Below are 23,291 nucleotides of genomic sequence, written 5' to 3' on the forward strand. Positions count from 1 at the left end.
GTATTTATAGTTATATTTCTATTTTATATCCTTAAAAGATATTCGAATGCAATTAAGTCAAATGTAAATATCTTATTAATTTTTCACCCGTAGTTAAATTACATTCACCTGCAACAACTTTATCGTACCCTACTCTATTGACACTATCTGTCAAAATTGTAGTTATCACTGTCACTTCATGCCCGTCTTTTACATTGAATTTCGGAATTAAATTGTCTTGATAACCCCAATATTCATTATAGGGACAACATAAACATAGATGTAATACCTTCACTTTTTCACATCCTAATAAGAATTTTAATTAAAAGTATAATTTATATAATATCATTTAGAGATATCTAAACATTTTTTCAGTTAGTTTTTCGTAAGAATAATTCACTGTATTTCACATAATTAACTATATTAATATTTTTCATCTAATTCACCTATATATATCTCAAGGTACTTCTTATACTGTGTTTTCTTTTCGTATTTTAGTGATCTTTGGCGACATGCAGTTCTCTTAAGTTCTTTAGCTTCTTTAATACTCTTGAATAATTTTACTGAATCACCTTTATCTACTACTTTCCCACAACTTTCATCGATAGATTCAATACTTCCACCAGTATTAAAAGTCACTACTGGAGTTCCACAGGCTAATGCTTCAATATTTGTTGTGGGAAAATTATCTTCAAGGGTTGGATTCACAAAAACATCAGCTGCAGAATATATTTCCGCTAACTGCTCGATATTATTAGTTTTGTCTATGCCTATTATATTTAAGGGCAAGTTTTTTTGTTGTTTCTCTGTTAAGCCGATTAAAATAATATATTCATTAGTTGAGATCATTTTTGATAATTTTAAAAAGTATTCTAAACCTTTTCGTTCATCCCAAATACTAGCAACTCCTAGTAATGTAAATTTGTTTTCCAATTTATACTTTAATTTAAAATTACTTTCAGTAGGTTTGAACACACCCAAATCAATGCCATTATTAACAACATTCACAGTGTAATTTTTCAAGAAGGATTTCTTAACCAGTTCTGCTAACCAATTTGATGGTGTTACTATAGTTAAATCTTCTATTCCACTAAATGCGGCTTTTTTTCTTTGGAAGTTTTCCTTAGAATTATTTAATAACCAGCTCGAAGGATAACTTCTAGATTGAATACACTTATTATCCCCCTCTATTTTCCAACAATTACATTCTCGGAAATCGAAATATGCACAGTGACCAGTGAACGCCCAACAATCATGTAGTGTCCAAATCACTTTTTTCTTAGCTTTTTTTAAATAGCTAAAGAGCAGTTCAATATTAATATAATAGCCATGAATATTATGTAAATGGATTACATCTGGATCGAGTTTTTTTACTTTTTCGAGAAACTCTAAAGTTGCTTTTTTCGAACCAAATCCATGTTGATCTAACAAACGTGTTTTCGCTACGTGAGTGTAGTTATCTAGTTTATTTCCTATCTTGATAGTGTTTTCACAATTCTTTGCTTCGCCACGACCATATGCAATCCAACTCTCATGTCCGTGTTCTTGCAAAATATCATGAATATCAGTCGCTATCCTTCCTGTACTACCTACTCCACAAACAGAATTGATTTGTAGTATTTTCATTATTTACGCCACACAGTTCTGTTTACGTAATCCGTATAAGAAATTATTATCCTTAAAACTTTATCCGAGACATTAGGCATACTATAATCTTTTACATTCTTTATAGTATTTCTTTCCTGAGTTTCTAATATTTCTAATCCCTGTAAAATTCTTTCTTTCTCCAACCCTACCATCATCACAGCAGTCTCTTCCATAGATTCAGGTCGCTCATGAGCCTGCCTAATATTTAATGCTTTAAATCCAAGAATTGAAGACTCTTCACTAATAGTTCCACTATCACTAAGAACCGATTTAGCTTTCAATTGTAGTTTCACATAATCATTAAACCCTAACGGTTTCATTGTCTTAATAAGTGAATTGAATATGATTCCTTTAGTTTCAATCATTTTCTGAGTTCTAGGATGGGTACTAATGATAATTGGCATACTGTAGTGGTCTGCAATTGCATTCAAACTCTCACATAGATTTAAAAAGTTCTTATCTGAACTGATATTTTCTTCTCGATGAGCGGATACTACAAAATATTTGTCTTCTTCAAGATTTAATTTTTCTACTATATCTGACTTTTCAATGTCTTTTTTTCTAGAATTGAGCACTTCAAACATAGGGCTTCCAGTTTTAATAATTCGGTCTGCAGGTAAACCCTCTCTTAGAAGATACTCTCTAGCTATATCACTATATGTTAAGTTAACATCAGCCGTATGATCTACAATTTTACGATTGGTTTCTTCTGGCACCCGCTGATCAAAGCATCTGTTGCCTGCTTCCATATGAAAAATAGGAATTTGTCTCCTCTTAGCAGCAATTGCACACAAACAACTGTTCGTATCTCCTAACACTAGTATTGCTTCTGGTTTAACTACCTCTAATATAGGATCAATTTTTACGAGAATATTTCCAATTGTTTCTACTGCTGTGCCATTCGCAGCACTTAAAAAATAGTCAGGTTTTCTAAGATTAAAATCTTCGAAAAATACTTCGTTCAATTCATAGTCATAGTTTTGACCTGTATGAACTAATACATGTTCAATTGCTTCAGATTCCTCTAATTTATTAATCACTGCAGATAAACGTATAATTTCTGGTCTTGTTCCTACTACAGTCATGACTTTCATCTTTTTCACAGATCAAACCTCCACAAAATATGTATCAGGATTATTTGAATCAAAGCTTTCATTGACCCACATAACAGTTACTAAATCTGTCTCTCCTGTATTAACGATTGAGTGCGTATATCCTACTGGTATATCCACAACTTCTAGTTTTTCTCCAGTAACCTCATATTCGATCACTTTATCACTATCCAATTTTCTGAAACGTATAACCCCTCGACCACTCACCACTAAAAACTTCTCGTTTTTTGTGTGATGCCAATGGTTCCCCTTTGTAATACCAGGCTTGGAAATGTTCACAGAAACTTGACCGCGGTCTGGAGTTCTAATGAATTCAGTAAAAGATCCGCGCTGGTCTTTGTTCATTTTTAAATCATACGAAAACTGGTCTTCAGGTAAAAAGCTTAAATACGTACTGTAAAGCTTCTTATGAAGGTCATTGTTCATATCCACAATAGACAAATCTGAACGGCTTTCCTTAAAACTCTGAATAAGAGCGGCGAGTTCCCCCAGCTTAATCTCATGAGTTACAGGAATCATGCAATAGTCGTTATCTTTTGTTGCATTACCGTTCAGAGCATTCACGAATTCTACTATTACATCATCGATATAAGCTAGAGTTAAATGTGCTTCGGGGTTATTGACCTGGATTTCTAAGTCTCTTGCGATGTTGTAACAATAAGTTGCTACTACAGTGTTGTAGTTCGGTTTACTCCACTTCCCGAAAAGATTAGGAAGTCTATATACGTATGTATTATTATCAGTATCACTACCATAAGCAAAGACGGCATCTTCCCCTGCCTTTTTACTTTGACCATACGAGTTATCTTGGCTTGCTTGGGCTGACGAGCTAAGCAAAACGGGGCAAACATTATCATTTTTTTTGAGCTGAGTCAGCAATTCTTCAGTTAAACCATGATTACCCTTCATGAATTCATCTTCATTTTTCGGACGATTGACTCCAGCTAAATGAAAGACAAACTCACAATCTTTCGTATACTTTTTCAGATCTTCATACGAGCTTTCTCTAGTATAAAGGTATAAGTTTTCGTATCCATGGTTTTTCAGTTCTACCACCAAATTCTTGCCCACAAAGCCTTCTGCTCCTGTCACAAGAATCTTCTTCATACAGTAACACCCATTTTTTTAAGTTCGTCTTGCACCACATCTAGAGTCAATAGAAGCTTTTTGATTTCGTCCATGGAAAGTCTGTGAGTGTTATGTGAGTTGTATTCCCAGCCTTCTGAAATCTCTTCTTCACCTTCAGTGAAAAATTTGTTGTAATTCAAATCTCGATTGTCAGCAGGAATGCGATAGTAACCGCCCATGTCAGTAGCAACTGCCATTTCTTCGCGAGTTAAGAGAGTTTCAAAAAGTTTTTCACCGTGACGTGTGCCAATGACTTCAATTGGATTGTCTACTTTAAATAGCTCTTTCAAAGCTTGAGCTAACTCTCCAATAGTAGAAGCAGGCGCTTTTTGCACAAAAATATCGCCTTGAGCTGAGTTTGTGAAAGCAAACAAAACCAGTTCAACAGCATCATCCAAAGACATCAAATAACGAGTCATCGATGGATCTGTTACAGTTAATGACTTTCCAGCTTTAATTTGATCGATGAATAATGGGATTACAGATCCGCGAGATGCCATTACATTTCCGTATCGTGTGCCGCTAATGGTAGTATCTTCAATGCTCACCGTACGCGATTTAGCAACTGTAACTTTTTCCATCATAGCTTTCGAAATACCCATAGCATTTATTGGATAGACTGCTTTGTCGGTAGATAAGCAAATAACTTTCTTCACATTGTTCTGTATTGCAGAATTCAATACATTTTCTGTTCCAAGAACATTTGTTTTAACTGCTTCCATCGGGAAGAATTCACAGGACGGCACTTGCTTCAACGCTGCCGCATGAAATACATAATCTACATTATTCATAGCCATGTTTACGCTATTAATATCTCTAACATCCCCGATGTAATACTTTACCTTATCGTTGTTTAATCTTTTACGAATGTCTTCTTGTTTCTTTTCATCACGCGAAAAGAGTCGAATTTCTTTAATGTCTGTATTTAAAAATCGTTTTAATACTGCATTTCCGAATGATCCTGTCCCCCCTGTAATGAGGAGTGTTTTTCCTTTAAACATTAGATCCCAACCTTCATCATTCAAATTTCATTTCAATATACTGAAATACTTCTCTAAACTTATATCTTTTTGGTACTTCATTTTATATAAACTTCTAGCATTTCGACTTTCACTTTGCGTATCTCGAGCGCCGGATAAGTAGTCACTTAAAACTTTTTCAAAGCCTAATACATCACCTTGAAGTATATTGTGACCACATTTCCAGCTTTCTAAATCTTGGGCTATATCAGTGTTATGCGACATAATTGAAATCACTGACTTCCCAGCCGCTAAATATCCATACGTTTTACTCGGAACTCCCAGCCCCTCAATTCCTTTTTCTAAACTGACTAAGCAAACGTTACTAATTGCTAAAATATCGGAGTAATCCTGTCCCTTAAGAAATCCATATACTCTAGAGTTTGTTATTCCTTCTGTTTCAAGAAACTCTTTAACTTCATCCGTCTTTTTCCCATGACCGCTAAATACAAATAAAATATCATTTGAATTCTTAAATCGCCTTATTCCCTTTAGAATGGTATCTATGTCTTGAAATGCGCCCATATTCCCCGAATACAAAACTATTAATTTATATTGTTCTTTTAAGGCTCTAAATTCTGCATTGTCAATTTGCCCTTTGATTATTTCCTCATCACCAGTGAACCAGTTTGGAATGACTTTTAAGTTGGAGGTTTTTCCAGCGATATTATTTTGAATCACATAGTCGTACATTTCATTACCCAACAACACAATTTCTTCTGCATTACTATAAATCCGTTTATTAATAAAATTCATAAGTTTATGGATTAAGCCATTAGGTTTAATACCATTCATTTTGAGCGCATTATCTGGATAAATATCAAAAGCAACAAAAATGAACTCAGTGCCAAATACCTTTTTCGCGATATAGGGTATTAATGGGAGAACCGGAGGATTGGAGTAGACAATTACTTTATTAAAATTTTTTAAAGCAAGTATTTTTCTGCTCATTGATACAAAAAAAGAGAAGAAATTCAATAGCCTACCCATTTTAGATTTGTTATTGAAAGTTGTATATTTCACACGATGAATTGGAATGCCATCAATCTCAGTAGGCAAATCTCGATTTTCATCATCTAAATATTCTGTTGGATATCCAGTAAACACTTCTATAGATAATCCTTTTTGATTAAGTCCTTGAGCTAATTGAGTGGGCAAAGTAGCGGAGGAAACATGTTCTGGATAAAAATATTGACATAATATAGCTGTATCTTTTTTAATAAGAAACACCAACTTCAACTTCTATATTTTTTCTTCTTCAAACCCTGGAATTTTAGTATCCTTGAGATCGAAATACATACTTCCAAATAGCTTTTTTATCAATGGTATTTCTTTTCCAAAAGTTAATATGCACTTTCCTAATAACTTTGACAGATATGTTTTCTTTTTCTGCTGTGTTCTTAGTGCTTTAAAGAGAAGTGAAGTATTGATATTCTTTTGATCATTAACTAAGAACACTCCTTGCAACTCACTATCAATTAAATGCATCACGATATCAGAAAGTCGATCTATATGTATCATGCTTCGTGTATTATTCACTTTCGGAAAAATAGGCAGCATTTTTGAAAGCTTTAATAACGAGGAATAGTTCCCCGGACTATTTTCACCATAAATTAAAGGAACTCTTAATAAAGAAACTTTGAATTCATCGTCGTTCAATTCTTTCAAGTTTCTTTCAGCTAAAAGCTTACTTTTCCCATTAAGTGTTTGTGGATCTTTTGTAGTTTCTTTGGTTATTCCTTTAGTACTCTTAATTTCTCCGACTATGCCATAAACTGCAATTGAACTCAGAAAAACAAAAGACCTTACACCTTCAGTTTTTGCTTTTAGGGCTAGTTTAAGTGGCAACTCACTATTCACCCTGTAGTACTCATTCTCTCTAGATACATCCTCTTTTTGATGTACTATAGCAGCAACATGATAAATAGCATCGTATCTAGAAAAATCTTCATTCATCCAGTCATTATTTCTAACTGAAATACTTTCTACGACCCAATCAGGTTTTACTTCAAATAGTCTCTCCATAAACTTTTTTCCCGAGTAACTATTCTTTCCTGTAATTAATACTCTTTTCATCATTAATCAACCTCAAGATTCTTTTGCAAATTTATCTTCCCCAAATAATACAACTCCGATGGTTCGAATCATAATTTGCAAATCTAATAAAAGATTAAAGTTTGTAACGTATTCTACGTCTTTTTGAGTTCTTTCCTGAACTGATAAATAAATATTTCCGCTTACTTGTGCAAGTCCTGTTAAACCAGGCAACATCTTAAAACGTTTCATTTCTTCCGTCGTGTAGTTCTCTAAATAATCGACTCTTTGAGGTCGCGGACCTACGAGGCTCATTTCTCCTTTAAGAACATTGAAAATTTGAGGCAATTCGTCTACCTTAAATCTTCGCAGATATTTCCCAATCGCAGTAACTCTGTCGTCGTCCGATAATACTTCTTTACCTTCAAACATTTGTTCAGATCCTTGCTTCATAGTACGGAATTTGTATACCTCGAAAATTTCTGCATTTAGTCCCGGACGCTGCTGTTTAAAAAACACTGGACCTGCCGATGACAATTTAATCAAAACCGCAATTATTAAAAAAAACGGAAATAGTGTAATTGATAATATAAGGGATACAGTGAAATCAAAAATTCGTTTAAGAAAAAGCTGTACTTTACGCATTCTGCATTACTTCCTCTATCTCAAAAATCACTGGAATCATGTATCCATCTTTCAAAGGTAATGATATTTTATCTTCGTAAACATCTTTAGAGAATTCAGCTTTCCAAATACGATATGTTTGACTGTTAAATACGTAAAAACTACCAGGATACGGTTTATTAGCCGCTCTAACTAAAAGGTCTGCTTCTCTAATAGAACTATCAGGAGTAATCTCTCCATCGTCTGGCTTTCTGCCATTCCAATAAGTGGCTTCTGACTCGTCTTGTGTTTTAAACTCTAATTTTTTTTCGATTATTGCGGGCCAAACTTTCTCCATTAACTTTATATGAGATTCGTTTACTTTTTTATATAGCGTTGTTGATGTTTCGTCTTTTGATATCGGAATTTCAATTAAATCGATGATAGGGCCTGTATCAACGCCTTCATCAATTTTAAAAGCAGTGACCCCTGTTTTATCAAGCTCTTTTATAATAGCCCATGGAATAGCAGCTCTCCCTCTTCCTTTTGGTAGAAGAGTAGGATGCATTCCTATGCATCCCTTATTTGGGGTGTCTAGTAATTGTTTTTTAGCAATTTGAGACCACCCTATAATGAAAAGCCAATCTATTTGTTTAATTTTTAGCTCTTGAATAGTTTCTTTGTCATTAATATTATCTATTTTTAACAATGGAATATCGTGTTGAGAAGATAAGTAATCTAAATAGACTCTACCAGATTTATTTTTAGCTTTTTCATCCTTAAGCGTAATCATTAAATCGAGTTTTCCTTCAAGACGATAGATTTCTTCTATACAACTTTTTCCCAGCTCTACGCATGTAGCAAAGGCTATTTTCATAGTTTATATTCTCCTTTATTAAAAAACTCTTCTAAATACACTTTCAAAAGCTTCAGCGTAAACTAGACCAGATTGACTTCCTCTATATGTAGCTAAGCTCTTAAGGTTTTCAGCACTTCTTGGATGAGGATAGTCTCGCATTACTCCTCGATACTTCGAAAGTGATTCAATTTTCTTTTCTACACCAGATTCATTGATTTCAAAATATACATTGGCTTTGAATGTATTAAGGGAGCTGTTAAGAGCCCAATCTGTAGAAGATGGAATTTCCATAAATAATAGTTCCTTTAACTGAACTACATCAGACCTTCTTTGGAAAAGTCTTGATGCTGCTTGGCATGCTATAGACACATGATAATGATCATTATTTAAATCTCCTGGATGATGTGTAAAAAGTACTTCTGTTTTGGTTTCAATCATAACTTTTTCAATAAACTGAACTAATTCAATTTGTTTTACAGTATTTAATGCAATATTGGGAAATCCACCTTGAAATATCTTGTTTACCCCTAATAATTTATTCGCTTCTTGTAAGTCTGAATTTAACTCTTCAGTTGTAGGACGGAATTTGCGGATTTCCACTTCAGAGCAAAGTATACAAACATTCACTTCATCTCCTCTTTGAGTTAACGCGTGAATCGTTCCTCCTGCTCCCAAAACTTCATCATCCGGATGTGCTACTACAACTAAATATGACATTTTTTCACCTAATCCTTACTATTGTATTTTCACTTACTGATTACTGACAAGAATATTAGACTCACCAACATTTTTTCGATTTGCTAAGCCTACCAGAACTTCTTTTAGCTCAAAATCGTTCATTTCATGTAATTTTTCCATTATGTATTTAAGTTCTAGATCCGCTACCGGATTTGCTATCCCGATAAAAATCTTAGGAAAAATTTGCTTATCCTGAATTTCATCTGAATCAAGTAATTCCTCGTACATTTTCTCACCTGGTCGAATCCCTGAGAAATTGATTTGGATGTCTTCTTCGGAGTAACCAGATAAACGAATTAAATTTTTTGCTAAATCGACTATTTTTACTGGTTCACCCATATCAAGAACAAATACTTCTCCACCACGCGCTAAAGTTCCAGCTTGAATTACCAATCGCGAAGCTTCCGGTATAGTCATGAAATATCTTGTCATATCTGGGTGTGTTACTGTTACAGGTCCCCCAGCTGCTATTTGTTTTTTAAATAAAGGAATCACCGAACCTCGAGATCCAAGTACATTTCCGAACCTGACTGCCACAAAAGTCGTTTCACTTCGCTTAGCCAAGTTCTGCACAATCATTTCCGCAAAACGCTTCGATGCCCCCATTACGTTTGGAGGGTTAACTGCTTTATCGGTCGAAATCATAACGAAGTTTTTTACTCCGGCCATATGTGATGCTTCTGCTACATTCTTCGTACCATAAATATTATTCTTCACAGCCTCCATTGGGTTCCCTTCCATTAGAGGAACATGTTTGTGGGCTGCTGCATGATAAACAACATCTGGTTTGTATTCATCCATAATCGCAATGACACGCTCCCGGTCTTGGATATCGGCAATTAAGGGAATGATTTCAGTTTCGTTGCCTATAGTTTTTCTCAACTCCATATCGATTAAATAAATGGAGTTTTCACCATGGCCAAGTAATAGAAGTTGCTTTGGGCCAAAACGAGCGATTTGACGGCAGATTTCGGATCCAATTGAACCACCTGCACCAGTAACTAAAATTGTCTTACCAGTCAATTGGTCGGCGATTTTGTTCATGTCGAGCTTTACTTCTTCACGTCCAAGAAGATCTTCAATTTTTACATCTTGGATATCTGTAACGGATACTTTGCCAGTCATGACGTCTTCAATTAGGGGAATAGTCTGAGTTTTAATTCCCGTATCCATACAATGCTTGATTAGTTCCGCTGATTCCTGCTTGCTGAGCGAGGGAATGGCGACGATAATCCTCTCAATGAAATTGTCTTTTGCAATAGCATCGATATCTTTTGTCTCACCGTGCACTACTCGTACATCGTAAATATCAAGGCCGTGTTTATTCTTGTCGTCATCTACAAACAGTACTGGCAAAAAACCGTTCTCGGGATTATTCAACAGCTGGCGCGCGACGAGCGTTCCGGCTTTTCCCGCTCCCACAATCATCGTCCGCTTCAACTCTTGGTCTGAAGATTTCAACTTAAAGCCTCGACCACGCATCATGCGCCAAGAAAGGCGGGATCCACCGATTAAAAGCACGTGAAGCATCCATGTAATTGCAAGAGCTCTGACTAAAATGTCTTCTCTCACTAGAAGTTGAACAACTCCAACCGCTAATACTGATAAAGTTACAGCTTTTACAATGGAAGAAAGTTCACCAATTGAAGCATATTCCCATACTTTCCGATAAAGGCCGAAGTACATGGCAAAGACATGATGAGCGATGAAGATGGTTAACGCACTTGCTAAGAGGAATTGGTTCTGGAAGATATCTACGTAAGGGTAGAGGATATAGTAGCCGACGAAGATGGAGAAAAATACAATTAAGGAATCGACTACTATGAGTAAAGACATTCTGTTTTTCAATGACATGTGGGTCCACCCTTTCACGAGGCATTACTATTTACACAAGTGCTGGAAATCTGTTGCTAATTTTAACATGCATTTTCCAGTAAAGATAGAGCAGAAATGTAAAATTAATACTATAATATTAGATTTTAAGCAAAGATATTCCACCACTTGCCTTTGTCTATGTCTTGTGGCTCAAGAACGTACAAGTCTTGATCCAGGAGGATGCGGTCATTGTTCTCAAGTAAGATATCGATCATTTGGTGGCGGTTCTTTTTTTCTAGTACATCTAAGCCCGCGTTGAAATGGAACGGTCGTACATCTTCGCTGTGTACATCTGAACCGTATACATGAATCATATTCGCATCAATCAGCTGCAACGCCGTCTTTTGAATACTTTTGCCGAAGCTGCCGGAAAGTGATCCTGCTGTCACTTGCGCCATAGCGCCGTGAATCAATAGCTTCTTTAAACGTTCGGGCTTTTGGATAACTCCTTGATTGCGCTCTGCATGTGCGATGATCGGAATATAGCCGGAAGTGATCAATTGCTGGATGACCGGTACAGTGTAAGCAGGGATCCCAGATGAAGGCAATTCTAATAACACATAGCGAGATTCCGCTAAAGTCAGTGCTTCGCCATTTGCGAGTCGCTCCGGCAATTTATCCGACAAGCGGCATTCTTGTCCACCATAGATTTCGAGTGGCAATTGCGCTTCTTTTACATAGTCTTTCACTGTCTTTAATTGCATGTGAAGTGCTGCGATATCGGTCTTAAAATTTGGGTGGTGGCCGTGTGGCGTTGCGATGATTCCAGTCAATTGCTCGTTAACTGCCATATCCAATAGCCGCTTCGTATGTTCCATCGTTTCTGCCCCGTCATCCAGTGCCGGTAAAATGTGTGAGTGCGTATCGATCATGTTTAGTTCCCTCCTGTTGCTCGGCAATCATTTCTCAGGTCCAGGTCTCTATTTCTCTCAAGGAGTTCTCTATGTATTTTTAAAAGGATAATAAATTGCCAAATATGACTATCGTGGAATCTTACTTTGAAAAAATTGGGTATTTCAGTTAAAAGAAAAAGTAAAAGGAAGAGATCCTCCTTTTACTCTTCAGCATTGCCGTAGTATTGGTAATAATAGCTGTCTTTTGCCAGCTCAAAATTGTTCAATACGGCGCCGATCAATTTGCTGTTGGACGCTTCGATTGCTTCTTTTGCTTTAGCGGCCATTTCTTTTTCGGTACTTCCGGAATTGACGACCAAGATGGCACCGTCACATTTATTTGCGAGCACCTGACCATCCGTAACGGACAATACAGGTGGCGCATCGAAAATCACGACGTCGTATCGCTTCTTCAAATCAGAGATAAGCATCCCCATGGCGTTAGATGCCAATAGTTCTGCCGGATTCGGCGGGATCGGTCCGCATGTCATTAAGTCCAAACGCTCGACTGTCGTCGGGCGGATAGCCTCTTCGACAGACTTTTGGCGTGTCAAAACATTGGATAGGCCAATTGTATTCGGCATATGGAATGTATAGTGAGTCGTTGGTTTACGCATATCACCATCTACAAGAAGTACATTTTTGCCTTCTTGAGCGAATACAGTCGCCAAGTTAGCAGATGTTGTCGATTTCCCTTCCCCCGGTGCAGCGGATGTGACAACGATTGAACGCAGTTCCAAATCAGGAGAGGCGAAATTGACGTTTGTCCGCAAAGTACGGAACTGTTCAGAGACGAAAGATCTTGGTGTTGTGTGCGTAATGACTTTACGGGCGGTTGCTTGTAAACTCTGTTTTTTCTTAGCCATTCAATTCTGCCGCCTTTCTTCTATTACTTGTCGTTACTTCGAGCTCTGCTTTTTCTTTAATCGGCGAAATGACACCTAATAGTGGCACGCCAAGAATATCTTCAATGTCTTGTTCTGTCTTCATAGATGTATCCAGGTATTCACGCAAGAATGCGATTCCGACACCTAACATCAAACCGACAACCGCGGCGATTGCCATGTTCAAGAACGGGTTCGGTTCAACTGGGCTTGGGTTTTCTTTCAATACTGCGGCAGATAGAATTGAGACGTTATCGACGTTCATCAATTCTTTAATATCATTTTCAAATACTTGTGCAGTTGTGTTGGCGATTTCGACTGCTTGCGCAGGATCTTCGTCGCGTACGACGACGTTGACGACTTGAGAATTTTCTGCTGTATTAACAGTAATTTTCTGTGTCAACGCTTCAGCGCTCATATCCAAGTTCATTTGCTCGATGACTTGGTCGAGGATCGCTGGGCTTTTTATGATGACCGAGTATGTATTGATGAGCTGTAGATCGGTTTGGATGTTTTGGTTGGTCAGTTGCGCTGCTTCTGTTTGTTCCTGGTTGACGAGTATTTGTGTCGAGTTTTCATAAATCGGCGTCAAGAATAAGAACGATACCGCTCCTGCGATGGTGATAGCCAATATGGTCGTGAGGGCAATAATTCCTAGGTTCTTCTTTAAGGTCTTGAACAAATCCTGTAAGCTAATAGTCTCTTCCATGTAGTAAGTGGCTCCTTCTATTTCAATTTAAATAATAGACAAATTTAAACAACATAAGACAGTATATCACAGGAATATACCATTTGGACTTCCAATTTTAAAAAGTTATATAGGAATAAGGACTGATTTATGCTATCTTTAATTTATAGAAATGGCTATTTTTGAAAGGAGTAAAGTATGAAATTGTATAAATTAGGAGGGCTCGTTGCAGTCCTTGCTTGCCTTGGAATCCTTGTCTTTTCTTACTTATCTTGGCAGGATAAACTACAAGGCGCCGGTACCCCAGAACAAACAGCAAGCACCGAAACTGAAAACACCGATTCTGAAACTCAAACCACCCAAACCGAGTCAACTAGTGACGATTCTGTGAACACAGAACTGCTCGCCAATATGGACGAGCGAGTCCAGGAGCTATTTCTCCAAAAGACTTCTGAAGATGAAACGCTTCAATTATTGATTGCTGGGTCTGAAGCACTGGAATCCGGCAATCCGGGTTATGCGCAGCGCTTGAAGACTTCATTGGAAGAGTCTTATGGAGATTCAATAGAGGTAACGATCGAAGCGGTCAGCGGAACTTCCGACTCCCTTAAATACGTCGACCTCACTGCTGGGTATGACTTGGCGCTTCTTGAACCACTCACACTGATGAACAACGACCGCGTCTCGATTGAAGATGAACGCCAAGATGTGCAGGACTTCTCGGCGCGCCTCGAACAAGCGAATCCGGAGGCACTGGTCATTTTGCACGCCCCACAGCCGATTTATGGCGCCGGTTATTACCTCGCGCAAGTCCAAGCACTCGAGGAATTCGCCAGTCTGTATGACTATCCGTACATCGAGCATTGGGATGCATGGCCGGATACGGACGATATCGCGTTGAAGGAACATTTGACCGAAGACGCCGTCCCTAATGATAAGGGCGCTGAAACTTGGGCAACCGAATTGACTACTTATTTTATTTCAAATTAATGGAGGATCAGCATGAAAAAGAAACGCAAATGGCCCAAGTATTTATTGATTGGATTTTTACTGCTCCTGCTCGCTGGCGGCATCTACGCATATAGCGTCTACTCTAACTTCACGACCACACTCGATACAATGCACGAACCGGTTGAACGCGAAAAACCTTCTGTCGAACGAACAGACATTGTCGAGTTTGATCAGCAAGACCCATTCTCTGTCCTGTTGCTCGGAGTTGATGAGCGCGAAGACGACCGTGGGCGGTCGGATACGATGGTCGTCATGACCGTCAATCCGGAAACACAGTCGACAAAAATGGTCTCCATCCCGCGTGACACTTACACCGAAATTATCGGACGTGGCACGACAGACAAAATCAACCACGCTTATGCATTTGGTGGCATTGAAATGTCGATGAATACAACCGAGAACTTGCTCAATATCCCGATCGATTACGTTGTGCAAGTGAATATGGAAGGTTTTGAAGATATCGTCGATGCTGTAGACGGCGTGACCGTCAACAACTCACTCGCTTTCGATAACTTCCCTGAAGGCGAAATCGAGTTGAACGGCGAACAAGCTTTGGATTACGTCCAAATGCGTAAGCAAGATCCACGCGGCGACTTCGGGCGCCAGGATCGCCAGAAACAAGTCATCCAAGGCATCATGCGAAAAGGCGCTTCCATCAACAGCTTGTGGAACTACAAAGACATCTTTGACGCACTCGGGCAAAACGTCCGCACGAACATGACCTTCGACGAAATGGTCGACGTGCAGCGCAATTACCAAGACGCTGTTACCAATGTCGATCAACTGATCGTCGAAGACGGCTACGGCGAAACCATCAACGGCATCTGGTATTACATGATGGACGATGCAGAACTCGCGGAAATCCAATCGACCTTGAAAGAGCATTTGGAATTGGAAGAAGCAACGGAATAATAAAAAAACTGCACCAGAGCCTAAATGGCTTTGGTGCAGTTTTTTTATGTGCTGTCACATTTGGACTGCAGACATTCCTGTTTGTTGTTCGGGCTTTTCTCTTTTTCGCAAAATCTCATCCACTACAAAGAACACAATCGCTGAAACGACGGCAAAGGCCATATAGTCTTTCAGGAAGAAAACTGAAATAAATGCAAACCCGATATGGAGAAAAAACGCGGCAAACATACGAATTTTTCCTGCCCGTTTAGTCGCCCATTCGGAAATCAGCGATTCACCCTCTTGTCCTTATACTATCAAAAAGCCCAGTCTTGTCGGATACAAAAATGGCCACCCTCAAAGGGCAGCCATCAATTCACCGAAATTCAGTTCTTTTTTTTTAATCAGTTCGTACTTAGCCGCTTGCAACCGGTATTGTTGGACAAAGTAGACGAATGCACGGCGCGGAATCCCCAATTCCTTCGCACCGACAGCCGGTCCCAAGTCCTTCTCGATATAATACCTGTACATGATGTCCTCAATGGATTGCTTATGCTCTTTCTCTAATTGCTTTTTCACAAGCTCGTAGTCCTTCATGCCGCCCGGACACTCCTCCCGCAAGTTGAATTTGTATATGGTGTGTTATATAAGATGTACCCATTATATTCCTTTTAATCCATTTTGACTAGTCCTAATTGAATATTTGTACCCATAAAATTAAATAATCCGATTTTATTTGTTTTAAACCGGTTCATAATTCCTTTTTTTATGGATTTTATACATCTCCCCGTACCTCTTTAACAGGATATTGAGGCAATAAAAAACCGCACCATCGGAAATGGGCGGTTTGTATAACTTATAGGCGCTGCAGCTTATCGGGTTTCAAATTGAATTCACAGACGAAATGCATAAACACTTGCCGCGGAATTCCAAGCTCTTGGGCGCCTGTTGCAAGCCCGTAATCTTTGTCGATGTAAATGGTGCGCATGATTTGCTCGATCGGCTTACCGTATTTTTTCTCTAAGCGGTGTTGGTATTCAGCATAATCCACCTTGCTCACCTGCTTTCTGCTTATTCAGGGAGTGACTAGAGTCCCTTCCCGCATGATGTAATTTTAAGTATACAGGAGGTTTTATCTAATGAATAGACCAAATGGCATAAGAATTCGAGAAAAAATGACTGATTTCCCTGAAATTTCTTTCATTAGCTTTTTTGAAAGAAATTTCAGACAAATGGTTAATTATCGAATCAGTTCCTTTTTTCCTCTTGCGGCAAATTGGCACTCGCGAGTTCTAAGAAATCGCTCATGACGTGATCGATTTCAAATTGACGTGCTTTTTGTTTGCAGCGCTCCGCGACTTTTCGGTAAGCATTTTCCGAAACTAGCAAGTTTTTCACCAGCTCCCCGATTTCATAGGTTTCCGGTGCTTCCCAGTACGCTTCTCCGACTTCATAAGGCGGCAATTCATGAAAATAGCCTTCCGATAACGCTTCGGCATCGTTGGCACGTGAAGTGATACCGGGAATCCCCCATCCACAAGCCTGGATCATCATCGCCCCGGAACCGATAAAGCAAAAGCAGTCCTTCAGGATGCCTTCGATCCCGCCGTTTCGGGGCATTGAGTGCAGGAAGATGTGGTCGCTCGCTTCGGATTCCGCTATGCTTTTGCGCAAGCGCGCTTCGTCCGGCCCTTCCCCGTAGATATGATAAGTGAATTCGGGATCGATTTGAATGAGTTCTTCCATCAATTCGATTACTTGCGCGTAATGCGTCGTGAAGGCTTGAATCGCCCCGACCGAGACGATGCGCCTCGAATGCGGGCTGCCTAGCTGGGCATTGCTTGCATTTTGCTCAACTGGCGGCGGCATGAACTGGTTGGGCACTTCGGTTCCCAGTGCCCGCGCCGTATAGCGCCGTACCGTCGGGTTCATGAACACCAGTTTTTGTGTGAAGGTTTTATCGATGGCCTTTAACGCACGGATGATTTTTTTATTGCGCTCAAGCTTGTACAGTTCCGGCTGATAGACACCCGATAACCGGAGCCGCGCCGGCACGGCATACGACAACAGCAATCCCGATGGACTGAAAGAATAGACCAGATCGTATTTATCGGACCTCACAAGCTGATTCAGTACCGATAGATCGAGTGTCGATTCTTTGCCGTTGTCCCTGACGGTGACCTTAAGCCCGTCGATGTGCTGGAGATGGCGAAGCAAAGGGCCGCCCCCGCTATAGAGATAGACGTTGACTTCGTAGCCGTTTTCCACCAGCCAGCGCGACATCCGGACGATCAATGCTTCGACACCGCCTGCTTTCATATGTTTATGGACAAGGGCGATTTTTTGGATCTGCCCGTTTGTTTTCGTGTTACCTGGTTTCTCAACCGTTTCAAATGGAATCATGGGACACCTCGTGGCAATCGTCATTTGGTTTACGTGTTATACAACTTCCCATAGCCGCTTTTTGGAAAGCGTCCAATCGATTGTTTCTTTAATGCCTTGGTCAAACTTGGTCTCCGGCTCAAAATCGAATTGCTGCTTCAACTTATTTGAAGACACCGCAAAGCGATGGGGTGGTTTCGCGCCTGTCGCCGGTTCCACAAAGCGGATCTGGTTTTTGTACGTATCATTTCCCGGGAAATGACGATCGAGCGATTCACAAATTTTCTCGACGATTTCAATGGTCTTGAGCGATGCATTGCCTCCTGCCAGGTAGGTCTCTCCCGCATCCCCTAAATGAAACACGGTATCCGCTGCATGCCAGAAATCACGGATCGATACCCAATCGTGAACATCTTCGCCGCTTGAATAAACTGGAATGATGCTGCCGGACAGGGCTTTTTGCAAGATAATCGGAATGAGCTTGTCGTCTTGCTGATGCGGGCCGAAGACATTGGATGCCTGCAGCACGACGGCATCCATGCCGTAGCTTTCATGGAATCCGGTCACCATCAAATCGGAACTCGCTTTGCTCGCGGCATACGGGCTGATCGGATCGTACTTCATCGTCTCGTCCGCAAAGCCTTGTTCGCGCGGCCCATAGACCTGGTCTGTCGAAATATGCAAAAAGCGCGATCTGGCGTAGCGTTCTTTCATTTCAAACGGGCCGTTCATCCATTGCTTACGGGCTGCATCGAGTACGTGGAACGTGCCCAGCACATTGGTTTCTGCAAAGATCCCCGGATTTCTCATCGACTCACCGACATGTGTTTTTGCCGCAAAATGGACGACGTCGCTGATTTCGTAATGCTCAAATACCTGTTCGACCGCATCGCTATTGCGGATATCGATTTGATGGAACGCATAGCGCTTGCTGGCAAATAACGGCCGCAACAGTTCCGGCACTTTTTCTGCTTCCTCGTCGATGGCAACCACCTGATATGCCGGGTACTTAATCAATAGCTCATGAATGAAACGCGAACCCAAAAAGCCGTGCCCTCCCGTTACTAAAATCGCTCTCATTTTTGGGTTTCCCTCCTTTCCTGCTGTCTCAAATTTGTGAATCGTTCTCATGAAACCCCCACCTCTTCCGCCGTTTTCTCTACTGTATCGACCGGAAGTTAAAAACAAGTAAAAAACTTGTATTTTAAATAATGGTTTAATTATACAGAATAATTAGGTATTTAGAAATGATTATTTTAAATAATGAAAGACTTTCGATTTAGTTATTGCAAGATATTATCCATTTATCTAACAATTTAAGAACAATCATGCATCAAATATCGTTTTTCGCCAAAATAATATTATGCGAAAGGAATTTTGTATCAGAAATTAGATAGAAAGAATGGGACTTGCGGATAATGAGGTAAAACAAGTGCAACTATTATATAGAAGAAAGTCAGATCGGGTATGGTAAAGAGAAAGAGAGGAGATGAGTGATATCGGCTCAACATTGGTTATGTATATTCTTTTCGTAGGCGCTGCGCTCGTTATGGGGGCACTTACTGCCATTATTTTCATGAACATCTATCGCAAGAACAAACGGGCTGCCCTATTGGTCGGGGTACTTACTGTTTTATGGATGACGTATCAGCTGTTTACGCTGTTCCGGATCTCGCCAGTTCTCGCGGTGACGGTAGTGGTGATTTATGGGTTCTTCTGGATTGCGGCGTATCGGAAATTGAAAGCTGAGGGTTCTGTGGGTTGAGGGGATAAATTCAGTGAAGTGATTCATATCTTTCACCAATCTGAAAGTCAACAACATGTTAAAGTCAATTGTCTTTGAGATCATCCTGGAAGGCTTGTTTTTCTACGCCGGTTTTGCGTTCTTTTATAACTTGACTCACAACGGCAAGATAGAGGCGACATCTACGATAATTAACCGCGGTGAGCAGGTCAATGCGGGGCTCTTCGTTAACATCTTCACAGAAATGCTAGCAGAGAACCCGGAGTATGACACAACGGAACTCTAAGATTATGCAGCACAAATCTTCCGTAAAGCCGATGAGCTTGAAATCGAGTGAATGAAAGAAATAATTCACCTTATATGAAGCGATTCATGATTGCCTTGACTATCATGGCCTGCACTTCTTTCTTGATAAACTATGTTTACGGGACCGAAGACTATAACGTGTTTATTAAGATATGTTCGGTTATGTTGTATGGTATTGGCTTCATTATTCTTACCGTAAGAAAAGCTATATAGAATTAAACCTCACATTATTATGAACTTTTTTATCACCTAAATGATGTACAAAATAATGCTATAAAATTTGATATGCCAAGTAATTAGTTGTAATATTAAGATAACTCAAAGGGGGGGTGAACACTATGTCACCAAGCACTATTGACTTGGATAAACGTATTGAAAGCAAACAATTGTTAAAGGGACAAGAGTTACGAACAATGTCTCAACGTTCATTGCTAAATAAGGTTCAAAAAGAAGGCCCAGTCGGCGTCCTCATTAACAGCGAACTTTCTATCGCCATGCTGCCGTGGAACAAATTTGAGTTATTGCTTGAGCAACTAAACGAGAAAGAGCAGTTCATTGAAGACCTCCAGAGTCAGTTAGAGGATGTTTTACTGAGCCTTCACACAGGCGATGCAGTAAAAAGAGCAGAAGAAGGTCAATCGGAAGAGTATAAAGTCAATTCTCTTTCGGATGTGATGGAACGTATTACCGACTAACAGATAGGAGGGGGGTGTCATTCAGTATTATCAAATCAAAATCGATCCGCATTTCGAAGAAGATTTGAGGTTTTTAATCGAGAATGGCTATATAGCTGAAAAGAATTACCTAGCCTTTATGATTCAACTTGACCGAGAACAAGCTCTGCTCGATAACGACTGGGAAGGTCTGAGCCGCCCAACGGAATATCCGCCGTATTCCGATTACGGCTACCGCAAGCGATATTTCCACTCTATTCCAGAGAAAATGAAACACCAGCAAGGGTGGGACGATAAAAAGTCTGATTTTCGTATTATCTTCAAGGTTCGTGAAGAAGAACAGGAAATCTTGTATTTTGGAATTGGCGTACGAATCAAAGGCTTGCCTAAGGACTCTGATGACATATGGGCTCGCCTTAAACAGCGCGTACCACCTGAATGAAAGCTCCCTCTCTAGTGGGAGCTTTTTATTATACTTTTAAATTTGTATCTATTGATGATTGCTTCGCTTCGCCCTTGGCGCTGAATTGCTGTTAGATGTCATTGGATATAGCGAGACCGACTGGATTTGTTCGGTATTTTGCATCCGCTGATTAGTTTGCTTAGTTATTGGTGCTCATCTTAATCGCTAGATACATGAGAGAGATACGATTTGGGGTGTCTGCTTGAAGAGCCGCAGTGTTCGCTTGGGGTTGAGCTTTCACAATAAGCCAGGAAGAACGCTTGTCTTATTGTTTCGCTTCACCCTTGGCGCGGGACTGCTTTTAGATTTCGTTGATTGGGGATAGTCACAAGCAACTGGTTTCGCCTCTCACATCCGCTGTTAGATGCAGCTTAGTATTTGTGGAACTTCGAGCCATAGAAAAAGAGCAGTCGTTGTGACTGCTCCGCTCCGCTATTTCGTTTCAAGTTCCATATAATCTTTCTTGGATTACAGGCCGATGATGTCTACTGCGTAGACGGCGTCGGCGTTGCTAAAGCCTTCAAATTCCAGTTGATCGATAAGGCCGTCTCTGGAGAATGGCGTATAGTCCAAGTATTCTTGCGCTTTTTTGACGGCTTGTTCGGTCCAGTCGACGGTGATGTTGTCGACGGCGTAGGCTGCGTCTTCATTGCTGAAGCCCTCGAAGACGAGTTGTTCGATCAAGCCGGATTTGGAGAATGCTGTGTATTCCAGGTAGTCTTGGGCTTTCAGAATGGACTGGGCTCTCCAATCCACGTCGATTTTATCGACTGCGTACACAGCATCGGCATTGCTATAGCCTTCGAATTCTAATTGTTCGACTAGGCCGCTCTTCGAGAAGGCCGTATAGCTGATGTAGTTTTTGGCGTGTTCGACTGCTTGCTGCTGGGATAGCGTTCCGGCTTCGGCAGCCGCTTTTTCAGCAGCGGCTTTTTCGGCCGCTTCCTCTTCTGCGATGCGGGCTGCTTCTTCCTCCGCTTCACGGGCTGCCGCTTCTTCGGCTTCACGGGCTGCTTCCGCTGCGGCTTGTTCTTCCGCTTCTTTCGCTGCCGCTTCCTCAGCTTCTTTTGCCGCTGCTTCCTCCGCTTCGCGAGCGGCCTGTTCCTCTGCCTCTTGTTCTGCTGCTTCTTCTGCTTCACGTTCTGCCTCTTCTTTGGCCTCACGCTCTGCTTCCTCTTCCGCTTCGCGGGCAGCCTGTTCTTCGGCTTCGCGTTCAGCATCTTCATCACTTGTATCTTCTTCAGCCGGTGCCTCTGCTTCCACTTCTTCTACGCCTGCCATGTCTTCTTCGACCGGATCCGCTGTGATTCCGAACATTACGAATGAAATCAATAGCGCAGGCACGAAGTACATCGCAACTTTCTTTCGGGTACGTCCGGATTCTGGCAGCCACTTTAATACAAGGCCTGGTTTGATCAGCCCTATAAGCAAGGCGATCCCAGAAATCAAAAACAGCAACAAAAATACATTGTCCATTCTTTTTCCTCCTTATTGAGTAATGGTATGACAATTACTATGGATTACCCTATTTGTGATTATTGATAACTACTAAGCGGATAATTAGGTAGAACTTTAAAACTAATTAAATTGTCTTATTTTTCATTATAGTGATTAATTATTACTAAAACAAGATGAAAATCTATTTATTCCAATTCCAGGATCTTCAACCACGCAACAGCCTATTGTCCGCTTCGTTGCAGACGTTTTACCTATCATAAAAAGCCCTGCACAAGGCAAGGCTTCATCATCTCATCTTCTATTTTTAAAGAGTTTATTGAAGGATCTTTTTCAAATCTTGCGTTTGTTCTGCTGTCAGCCTGAAGAATTCCTGATTCTCTTTATGGGACAGGACATTTCGTTCATTGGACATGACGGCGCGGCCATTGTCACGATACCAGACAAAGCGGCGGATTTCCTGCACGCCGTCATCTGGACGGTCGATGGTGAAGACAGCTTGAGGTTCGACCGATAGCCTATCGAGCGACTCGAGTTCTTTTTCGTTTTGCAGGATCGTTCTAAGCGTGACCACTGAAGCGCGGTCTTTGATGTTTTTTTTGAATAACACGCCTTCTGTCAATCCATCCGTAAATGGAACGCCCACTCGTATCACTTCGTTATGTGTACATGCCGATAGCATAATTGCCATCGCTATCATAATTCCTAGCCAAATTGACTTTTTGATGCTATCACCCCTTTATACCCATAAACCAGCCTTAATTTACAATTAAATACAGCTTATCATGATATCTCATCTAATACGAGTTATTCTAATAAATTCATCAAATTTTTAACCAGTAAGTCTCCCTCTACACTGCCACATTAATCACAGGCCCATTGTGTATAGAGTTATATAGGCATAAG

At 40.2% G+C, this 23,291-nt stretch carries 26 protein-coding genes; 6 read left to right on the forward strand and 20 right to left on the reverse strand.

Annotation, left to right across the window (positions count from 1 at the left end; all coding sequences use genetic code 11):
• Positions 1–402 precede the first annotated feature (402 nt).
• The 13 genes from KTG14_RS16970 to KTG14_RS17030 all read right to left on the reverse strand — a co-directional run bounded on the left by KTG14_RS16970 (position 403) and on the right by KTG14_RS17030 (position 13,480).
• On the reverse strand, positions 403–1,605 hold the full coding sequence (locus KTG14_RS16970) for a glycosyltransferase (RefSeq protein ID WP_216971995.1): 1,203 nt from the start codon (positions 1,603–1,605) through the stop codon (positions 403–405).
• The gene (wecB, locus tag KTG14_RS16975) at positions 1,605–2,729 is read right to left on the reverse strand and encodes a non-hydrolyzing UDP-N-acetylglucosamine 2-epimerase (RefSeq protein WP_216971996.1); all 1,125 of its coding nucleotides are present in this window, start codon (positions 2,727–2,729) and stop codon (positions 1,605–1,607) included. Before wecB ends, KTG14_RS16970 begins: the two co-directional genes overlap by 1 nt.
• A 3-nt stretch (positions 2,730–2,732) precedes the next feature.
• Positions 2,733–3,845, reverse strand: a complete 1,113-nt coding sequence (locus tag KTG14_RS16980; RefSeq protein WP_216971997.1) for a polysaccharide biosynthesis C-terminal domain-containing protein — start codon at positions 3,843–3,845, stop codon at positions 2,733–2,735.
• Positions 3,842–4,867, reverse strand: a complete 1,026-nt coding sequence (locus KTG14_RS16985; RefSeq protein ID WP_216971998.1) for a nucleoside-diphosphate sugar epimerase/dehydratase — start codon at positions 4,865–4,867, stop codon at positions 3,842–3,844. The genes KTG14_RS16980 and KTG14_RS16985 overlap by 4 nt, the downstream gene beginning before the upstream one ends.
• Positions 4,868–4,894: 27 nt before the next feature.
• A complete protein-coding gene (locus KTG14_RS16990; RefSeq protein ID WP_216971999.1) occupies positions 4,895–6,115 on the reverse strand; it encodes a glycosyltransferase family 4 protein in 1,221 nt (406 codons plus the stop codon).
• 12 nt (positions 6,116–6,127) lie between these two features.
• Complete coding sequence (locus KTG14_RS16995) at positions 6,128–6,961, reverse strand: NAD-dependent epimerase/dehydratase family protein (RefSeq protein WP_216972000.1); 834 nt, start codon at positions 6,959–6,961, stop codon at positions 6,128–6,130.
• A 12-nt stretch (positions 6,962–6,973) separates the two neighbouring features.
• Positions 6,974–7,564, reverse strand: a complete 591-nt coding sequence (locus KTG14_RS17000; protein ID WP_216972001.1) for a sugar transferase — start codon at positions 7,562–7,564, stop codon at positions 6,974–6,976.
• The gene (locus KTG14_RS17005) at positions 7,557–8,399 is read right to left on the reverse strand and encodes a formyltransferase family protein (protein WP_216972002.1); all 843 of its coding nucleotides are present in this window, start codon (positions 8,397–8,399) and stop codon (positions 7,557–7,559) included. Before KTG14_RS17005 ends, KTG14_RS17000 begins: the two co-directional genes overlap by 8 nt.
• 18 nt (positions 8,400–8,417) lie before the next feature.
• On the reverse strand, positions 8,418–9,098 hold the full coding sequence (locus KTG14_RS17010; RefSeq protein ID WP_216972003.1) for a PIG-L deacetylase family protein: 681 nt from the start codon (positions 9,096–9,098) through the stop codon (positions 8,418–8,420).
• Positions 9,099–9,131: 33 nt separating this feature from the next.
• Complete coding sequence (locus KTG14_RS17015) at positions 9,132–10,973, reverse strand: polysaccharide biosynthesis protein (protein ID WP_216972004.1); 1,842 nt, start codon at positions 10,971–10,973, stop codon at positions 9,132–9,134.
• 125 nt (positions 10,974–11,098) lie between these two features.
• Entirely contained in the window at positions 11,099–11,866 is a 768-nt protein-coding gene (locus KTG14_RS17020) for a tyrosine-protein phosphatase (protein ID WP_216972005.1), read from the reverse strand.
• Positions 11,867–12,048: 182 nt separating this feature from the next.
• Positions 12,049–12,753, reverse strand: coding sequence for a CpsD/CapB family tyrosine-protein kinase (locus tag KTG14_RS17025; protein WP_216972006.1), 705 nt, complete (start codon positions 12,751–12,753; stop codon positions 12,049–12,051).
• Entirely contained in the window at positions 12,746–13,480 is a 735-nt protein-coding gene (locus tag KTG14_RS17030; RefSeq protein ID WP_216972007.1) for a YveK family protein, read from the reverse strand. Before KTG14_RS17030 ends, KTG14_RS17025 begins: the two co-directional genes overlap by 8 nt.
• 177 nt (positions 13,481–13,657) lie before the next feature.
• On the opposite strand from KTG14_RS17030, the gene KTG14_RS17035 reads away from it, so the two are divergent.
• Both KTG14_RS17035 and KTG14_RS17040 read left to right on the forward strand, forming a co-directional pair.
• Positions 13,658–14,449, forward strand: a complete 792-nt coding sequence (locus tag KTG14_RS17035; RefSeq protein WP_216972008.1) for an SGNH/GDSL hydrolase family protein — start codon at positions 13,658–13,660, stop codon at positions 14,447–14,449.
• A gap of 12 nt (positions 14,450–14,461) precedes the next feature.
• On the forward strand, positions 14,462–15,382 hold the full coding sequence (locus tag KTG14_RS17040) for an LCP family glycopolymer transferase (RefSeq protein ID WP_216972009.1): 921 nt from the start codon (positions 14,462–14,464) through the stop codon (positions 15,380–15,382).
• Between the two features lie 54 nt (positions 15,383–15,436).
• On the opposite strand, the gene KTG14_RS17045 is transcribed toward KTG14_RS17040, so the two are convergent.
• From KTG14_RS17045 to KTG14_RS17065, 5 genes are all read right to left on the reverse strand, one after another.
• Entirely contained in the window at positions 15,437–15,610 is a 174-nt protein-coding gene (locus KTG14_RS17045) for a hypothetical protein (RefSeq protein ID WP_216972010.1), read from the reverse strand.
• Between the two features lie 108 nt (positions 15,611–15,718).
• The gene (locus KTG14_RS17050) at positions 15,719–15,958 is read right to left on the reverse strand and encodes a hypothetical protein (RefSeq protein ID WP_216972011.1); all 240 of its coding nucleotides are present in this window, start codon (positions 15,956–15,958) and stop codon (positions 15,719–15,721) included.
• 259 nt (positions 15,959–16,217) lie between these two features.
• Positions 16,218–16,412, reverse strand: coding sequence for a hypothetical protein (locus tag KTG14_RS17055; protein ID WP_216972012.1), 195 nt, complete (start codon positions 16,410–16,412; stop codon positions 16,218–16,220).
• Between the two features lie 197 nt (positions 16,413–16,609).
• Complete coding sequence (locus tag KTG14_RS17060) at positions 16,610–17,764, reverse strand: glycosyltransferase (protein WP_216972013.1); 1,155 nt, start codon at positions 17,762–17,764, stop codon at positions 16,610–16,612.
• Positions 17,765–17,800: 36 nt separating this feature from the next.
• A complete protein-coding gene (locus tag KTG14_RS17065) occupies positions 17,801–18,823 on the reverse strand; it encodes a dTDP-glucose 4,6-dehydratase (protein ID WP_216972014.1) in 1,023 nt (340 codons plus the stop codon).
• Positions 18,824–19,232: 409 nt separating this feature from the next.
• Between KTG14_RS17065 and KTG14_RS17070 the strand changes: the two genes are divergently transcribed.
• From KTG14_RS17070 to KTG14_RS17085, 4 genes are all read left to right on the forward strand, one after another.
• On the forward strand, positions 19,233–19,508 hold the full coding sequence (locus tag KTG14_RS17070; RefSeq protein WP_216972015.1) for a hypothetical protein: 276 nt from the start codon (positions 19,233–19,235) through the stop codon (positions 19,506–19,508).
• 55 nt (positions 19,509–19,563) lie between these two features.
• On the forward strand, positions 19,564–19,773 hold the full coding sequence (locus tag KTG14_RS17075) for a ribonucleotide-diphosphate reductase subunit beta (RefSeq protein WP_254178225.1): 210 nt from the start codon (positions 19,564–19,566) through the stop codon (positions 19,771–19,773).
• Between the two features lie 358 nt (positions 19,774–20,131).
• The gene (locus tag KTG14_RS17080) at positions 20,132–20,488 is read left to right on the forward strand and encodes a hypothetical protein (protein ID WP_216972016.1); all 357 of its coding nucleotides are present in this window, start codon (positions 20,132–20,134) and stop codon (positions 20,486–20,488) included.
• 118 nt (positions 20,489–20,606) lie between these two features.
• Complete coding sequence (locus tag KTG14_RS17085; protein ID WP_216972017.1) at positions 20,607–20,909, forward strand: hypothetical protein; 303 nt, start codon at positions 20,607–20,609, stop codon at positions 20,907–20,909.
• A gap of 489 nt (positions 20,910–21,398) precedes the next feature.
• On the opposite strand, the gene KTG14_RS17090 is transcribed toward KTG14_RS17085, so the two are convergent.
• Both KTG14_RS17090 and KTG14_RS17095 read right to left on the reverse strand, forming a co-directional pair.
• Complete coding sequence (locus KTG14_RS17090) at positions 21,399–22,406, reverse strand: Ltp family lipoprotein (RefSeq protein WP_216972018.1); 1,008 nt, start codon at positions 22,404–22,406, stop codon at positions 21,399–21,401.
• Positions 22,407–22,701: 295 nt separating this feature from the next.
• Positions 22,702–23,076, reverse strand: a complete 375-nt coding sequence (locus KTG14_RS17095; RefSeq protein WP_216972019.1) for a hypothetical protein — start codon at positions 23,074–23,076, stop codon at positions 22,702–22,704.
• Positions 23,077–23,291: the final 215 nt, after the last annotated feature.

Origin of the sequence: Planococcus sp. CP5-4_YE (assembly GCF_019042655.1) — a bacterium.
In the GTDB taxonomy this organism is placed as follows: Bacteria; Bacillota; Bacilli; order Bacillales_A; family Planococcaceae; genus Planococcus.

Coding starts and splice junctions, on each gene's coding strand:
- KTG14_RS16995 (WP_216972000.1), bottom strand. CDS start 6,961: ATGAAAAGAGTATTAATTACAGGAAAGAATAGTTACTCGGGAAAAAAG.
- KTG14_RS16970 (WP_216971995.1), bottom strand. CDS start 1,605: ATGAAAATACTACAAATCAATTCTGTTTGTGGAGTAGGTAGTACAGGA.
- KTG14_RS17015 (WP_216972004.1), bottom strand. CDS start 10,973: ATGTCATTGAAAAACAGAATGTCTTTACTCATAGTAGTCGATTCCTTA.
- KTG14_RS17080 (WP_216972016.1), top strand. CDS start 20,132: ATGTCACCAAGCACTATTGACTTGGATAAACGTATTGAAAGCAAACAA.
- KTG14_RS16985 (WP_216971998.1), bottom strand. CDS start 4,867: ATGTTTAAAGGAAAAACACTCCTCATTACAGGGGGGACAGGATCATTC.
- KTG14_RS17065 (WP_216972014.1), bottom strand. CDS start 18,823: ATGAGAGCGATTTTAGTAACGGGAGGGCACGGCTTTTTGGGTTCGCGT.
- KTG14_RS17060 (WP_216972013.1), bottom strand. CDS start 17,764: ATGATTCCATTTGAAACGGTTGAGAAACCAGGTAACACGAAAACAAAC.
- KTG14_RS17085 (WP_216972017.1), top strand. CDS start 20,607: ATGATTCAACTTGACCGAGAACAAGCTCTGCTCGATAACGACTGGGAA.
- KTG14_RS17040 (WP_216972009.1), top strand. CDS start 14,462: ATGAAAAAGAAACGCAAATGGCCCAAGTATTTATTGATTGGATTTTTA.
- KTG14_RS17050 (WP_216972011.1), bottom strand. CDS start 15,958: ATGAAGGACTACGAGCTTGTGAAAAAGCAATTAGAGAAAGAGCATAAG.
- KTG14_RS17075 (WP_254178225.1), top strand. CDS start 19,564: ATGTTAAAGTCAATTGTCTTTGAGATCATCCTGGAAGGCTTGTTTTTC.
- KTG14_RS17005 (WP_216972002.1), bottom strand. CDS start 8,399: ATGAAAATAGCCTTTGCTACATGCGTAGAGCTGGGAAAAAGTTGTATA.
- KTG14_RS17035 (WP_216972008.1), top strand. CDS start 13,658: ATGAAATTGTATAAATTAGGAGGGCTCGTTGCAGTCCTTGCTTGCCTT.
- KTG14_RS16980 (WP_216971997.1), bottom strand. CDS start 3,845: ATGAAGAAGATTCTTGTGACAGGAGCAGAAGGCTTTGTGGGCAAGAAT.
- KTG14_RS17000 (WP_216972001.1), bottom strand. CDS start 7,564: ATGCGTAAAGTACAGCTTTTTCTTAAACGAATTTTTGATTTCACTGTA.
- KTG14_RS17010 (WP_216972003.1), bottom strand. CDS start 9,098: ATGTCATATTTAGTTGTAGTAGCACATCCGGATGATGAAGTTTTGGGA.
- KTG14_RS17090 (WP_216972018.1), bottom strand. CDS start 22,406: ATGGACAATGTATTTTTGTTGCTGTTTTTGATTTCTGGGATCGCCTTG.
- KTG14_RS17020 (WP_216972005.1), bottom strand. CDS start 11,866: ATGATCGATACGCACTCACACATTTTACCGGCACTGGATGACGGGGCA.
- KTG14_RS17045 (WP_216972010.1), bottom strand. CDS start 15,610: ATGTTTGCCGCGTTTTTTCTCCATATCGGGTTTGCATTTATTTCAGTT.
- KTG14_RS17030 (WP_216972007.1), bottom strand. CDS start 13,480: ATGGAAGAGACTATTAGCTTACAGGATTTGTTCAAGACCTTAAAGAAG.
- KTG14_RS17070 (WP_216972015.1), top strand. CDS start 19,233: ATGAGTGATATCGGCTCAACATTGGTTATGTATATTCTTTTCGTAGGC.
- KTG14_RS17025 (WP_216972006.1), bottom strand. CDS start 12,753: ATGGCTAAGAAAAAACAGAGTTTACAAGCAACCGCCCGTAAAGTCATT.
- KTG14_RS17095 (WP_216972019.1), bottom strand. CDS start 23,076: ATGGCAATTATGCTATCGGCATGTACACATAACGAAGTGATACGAGTG.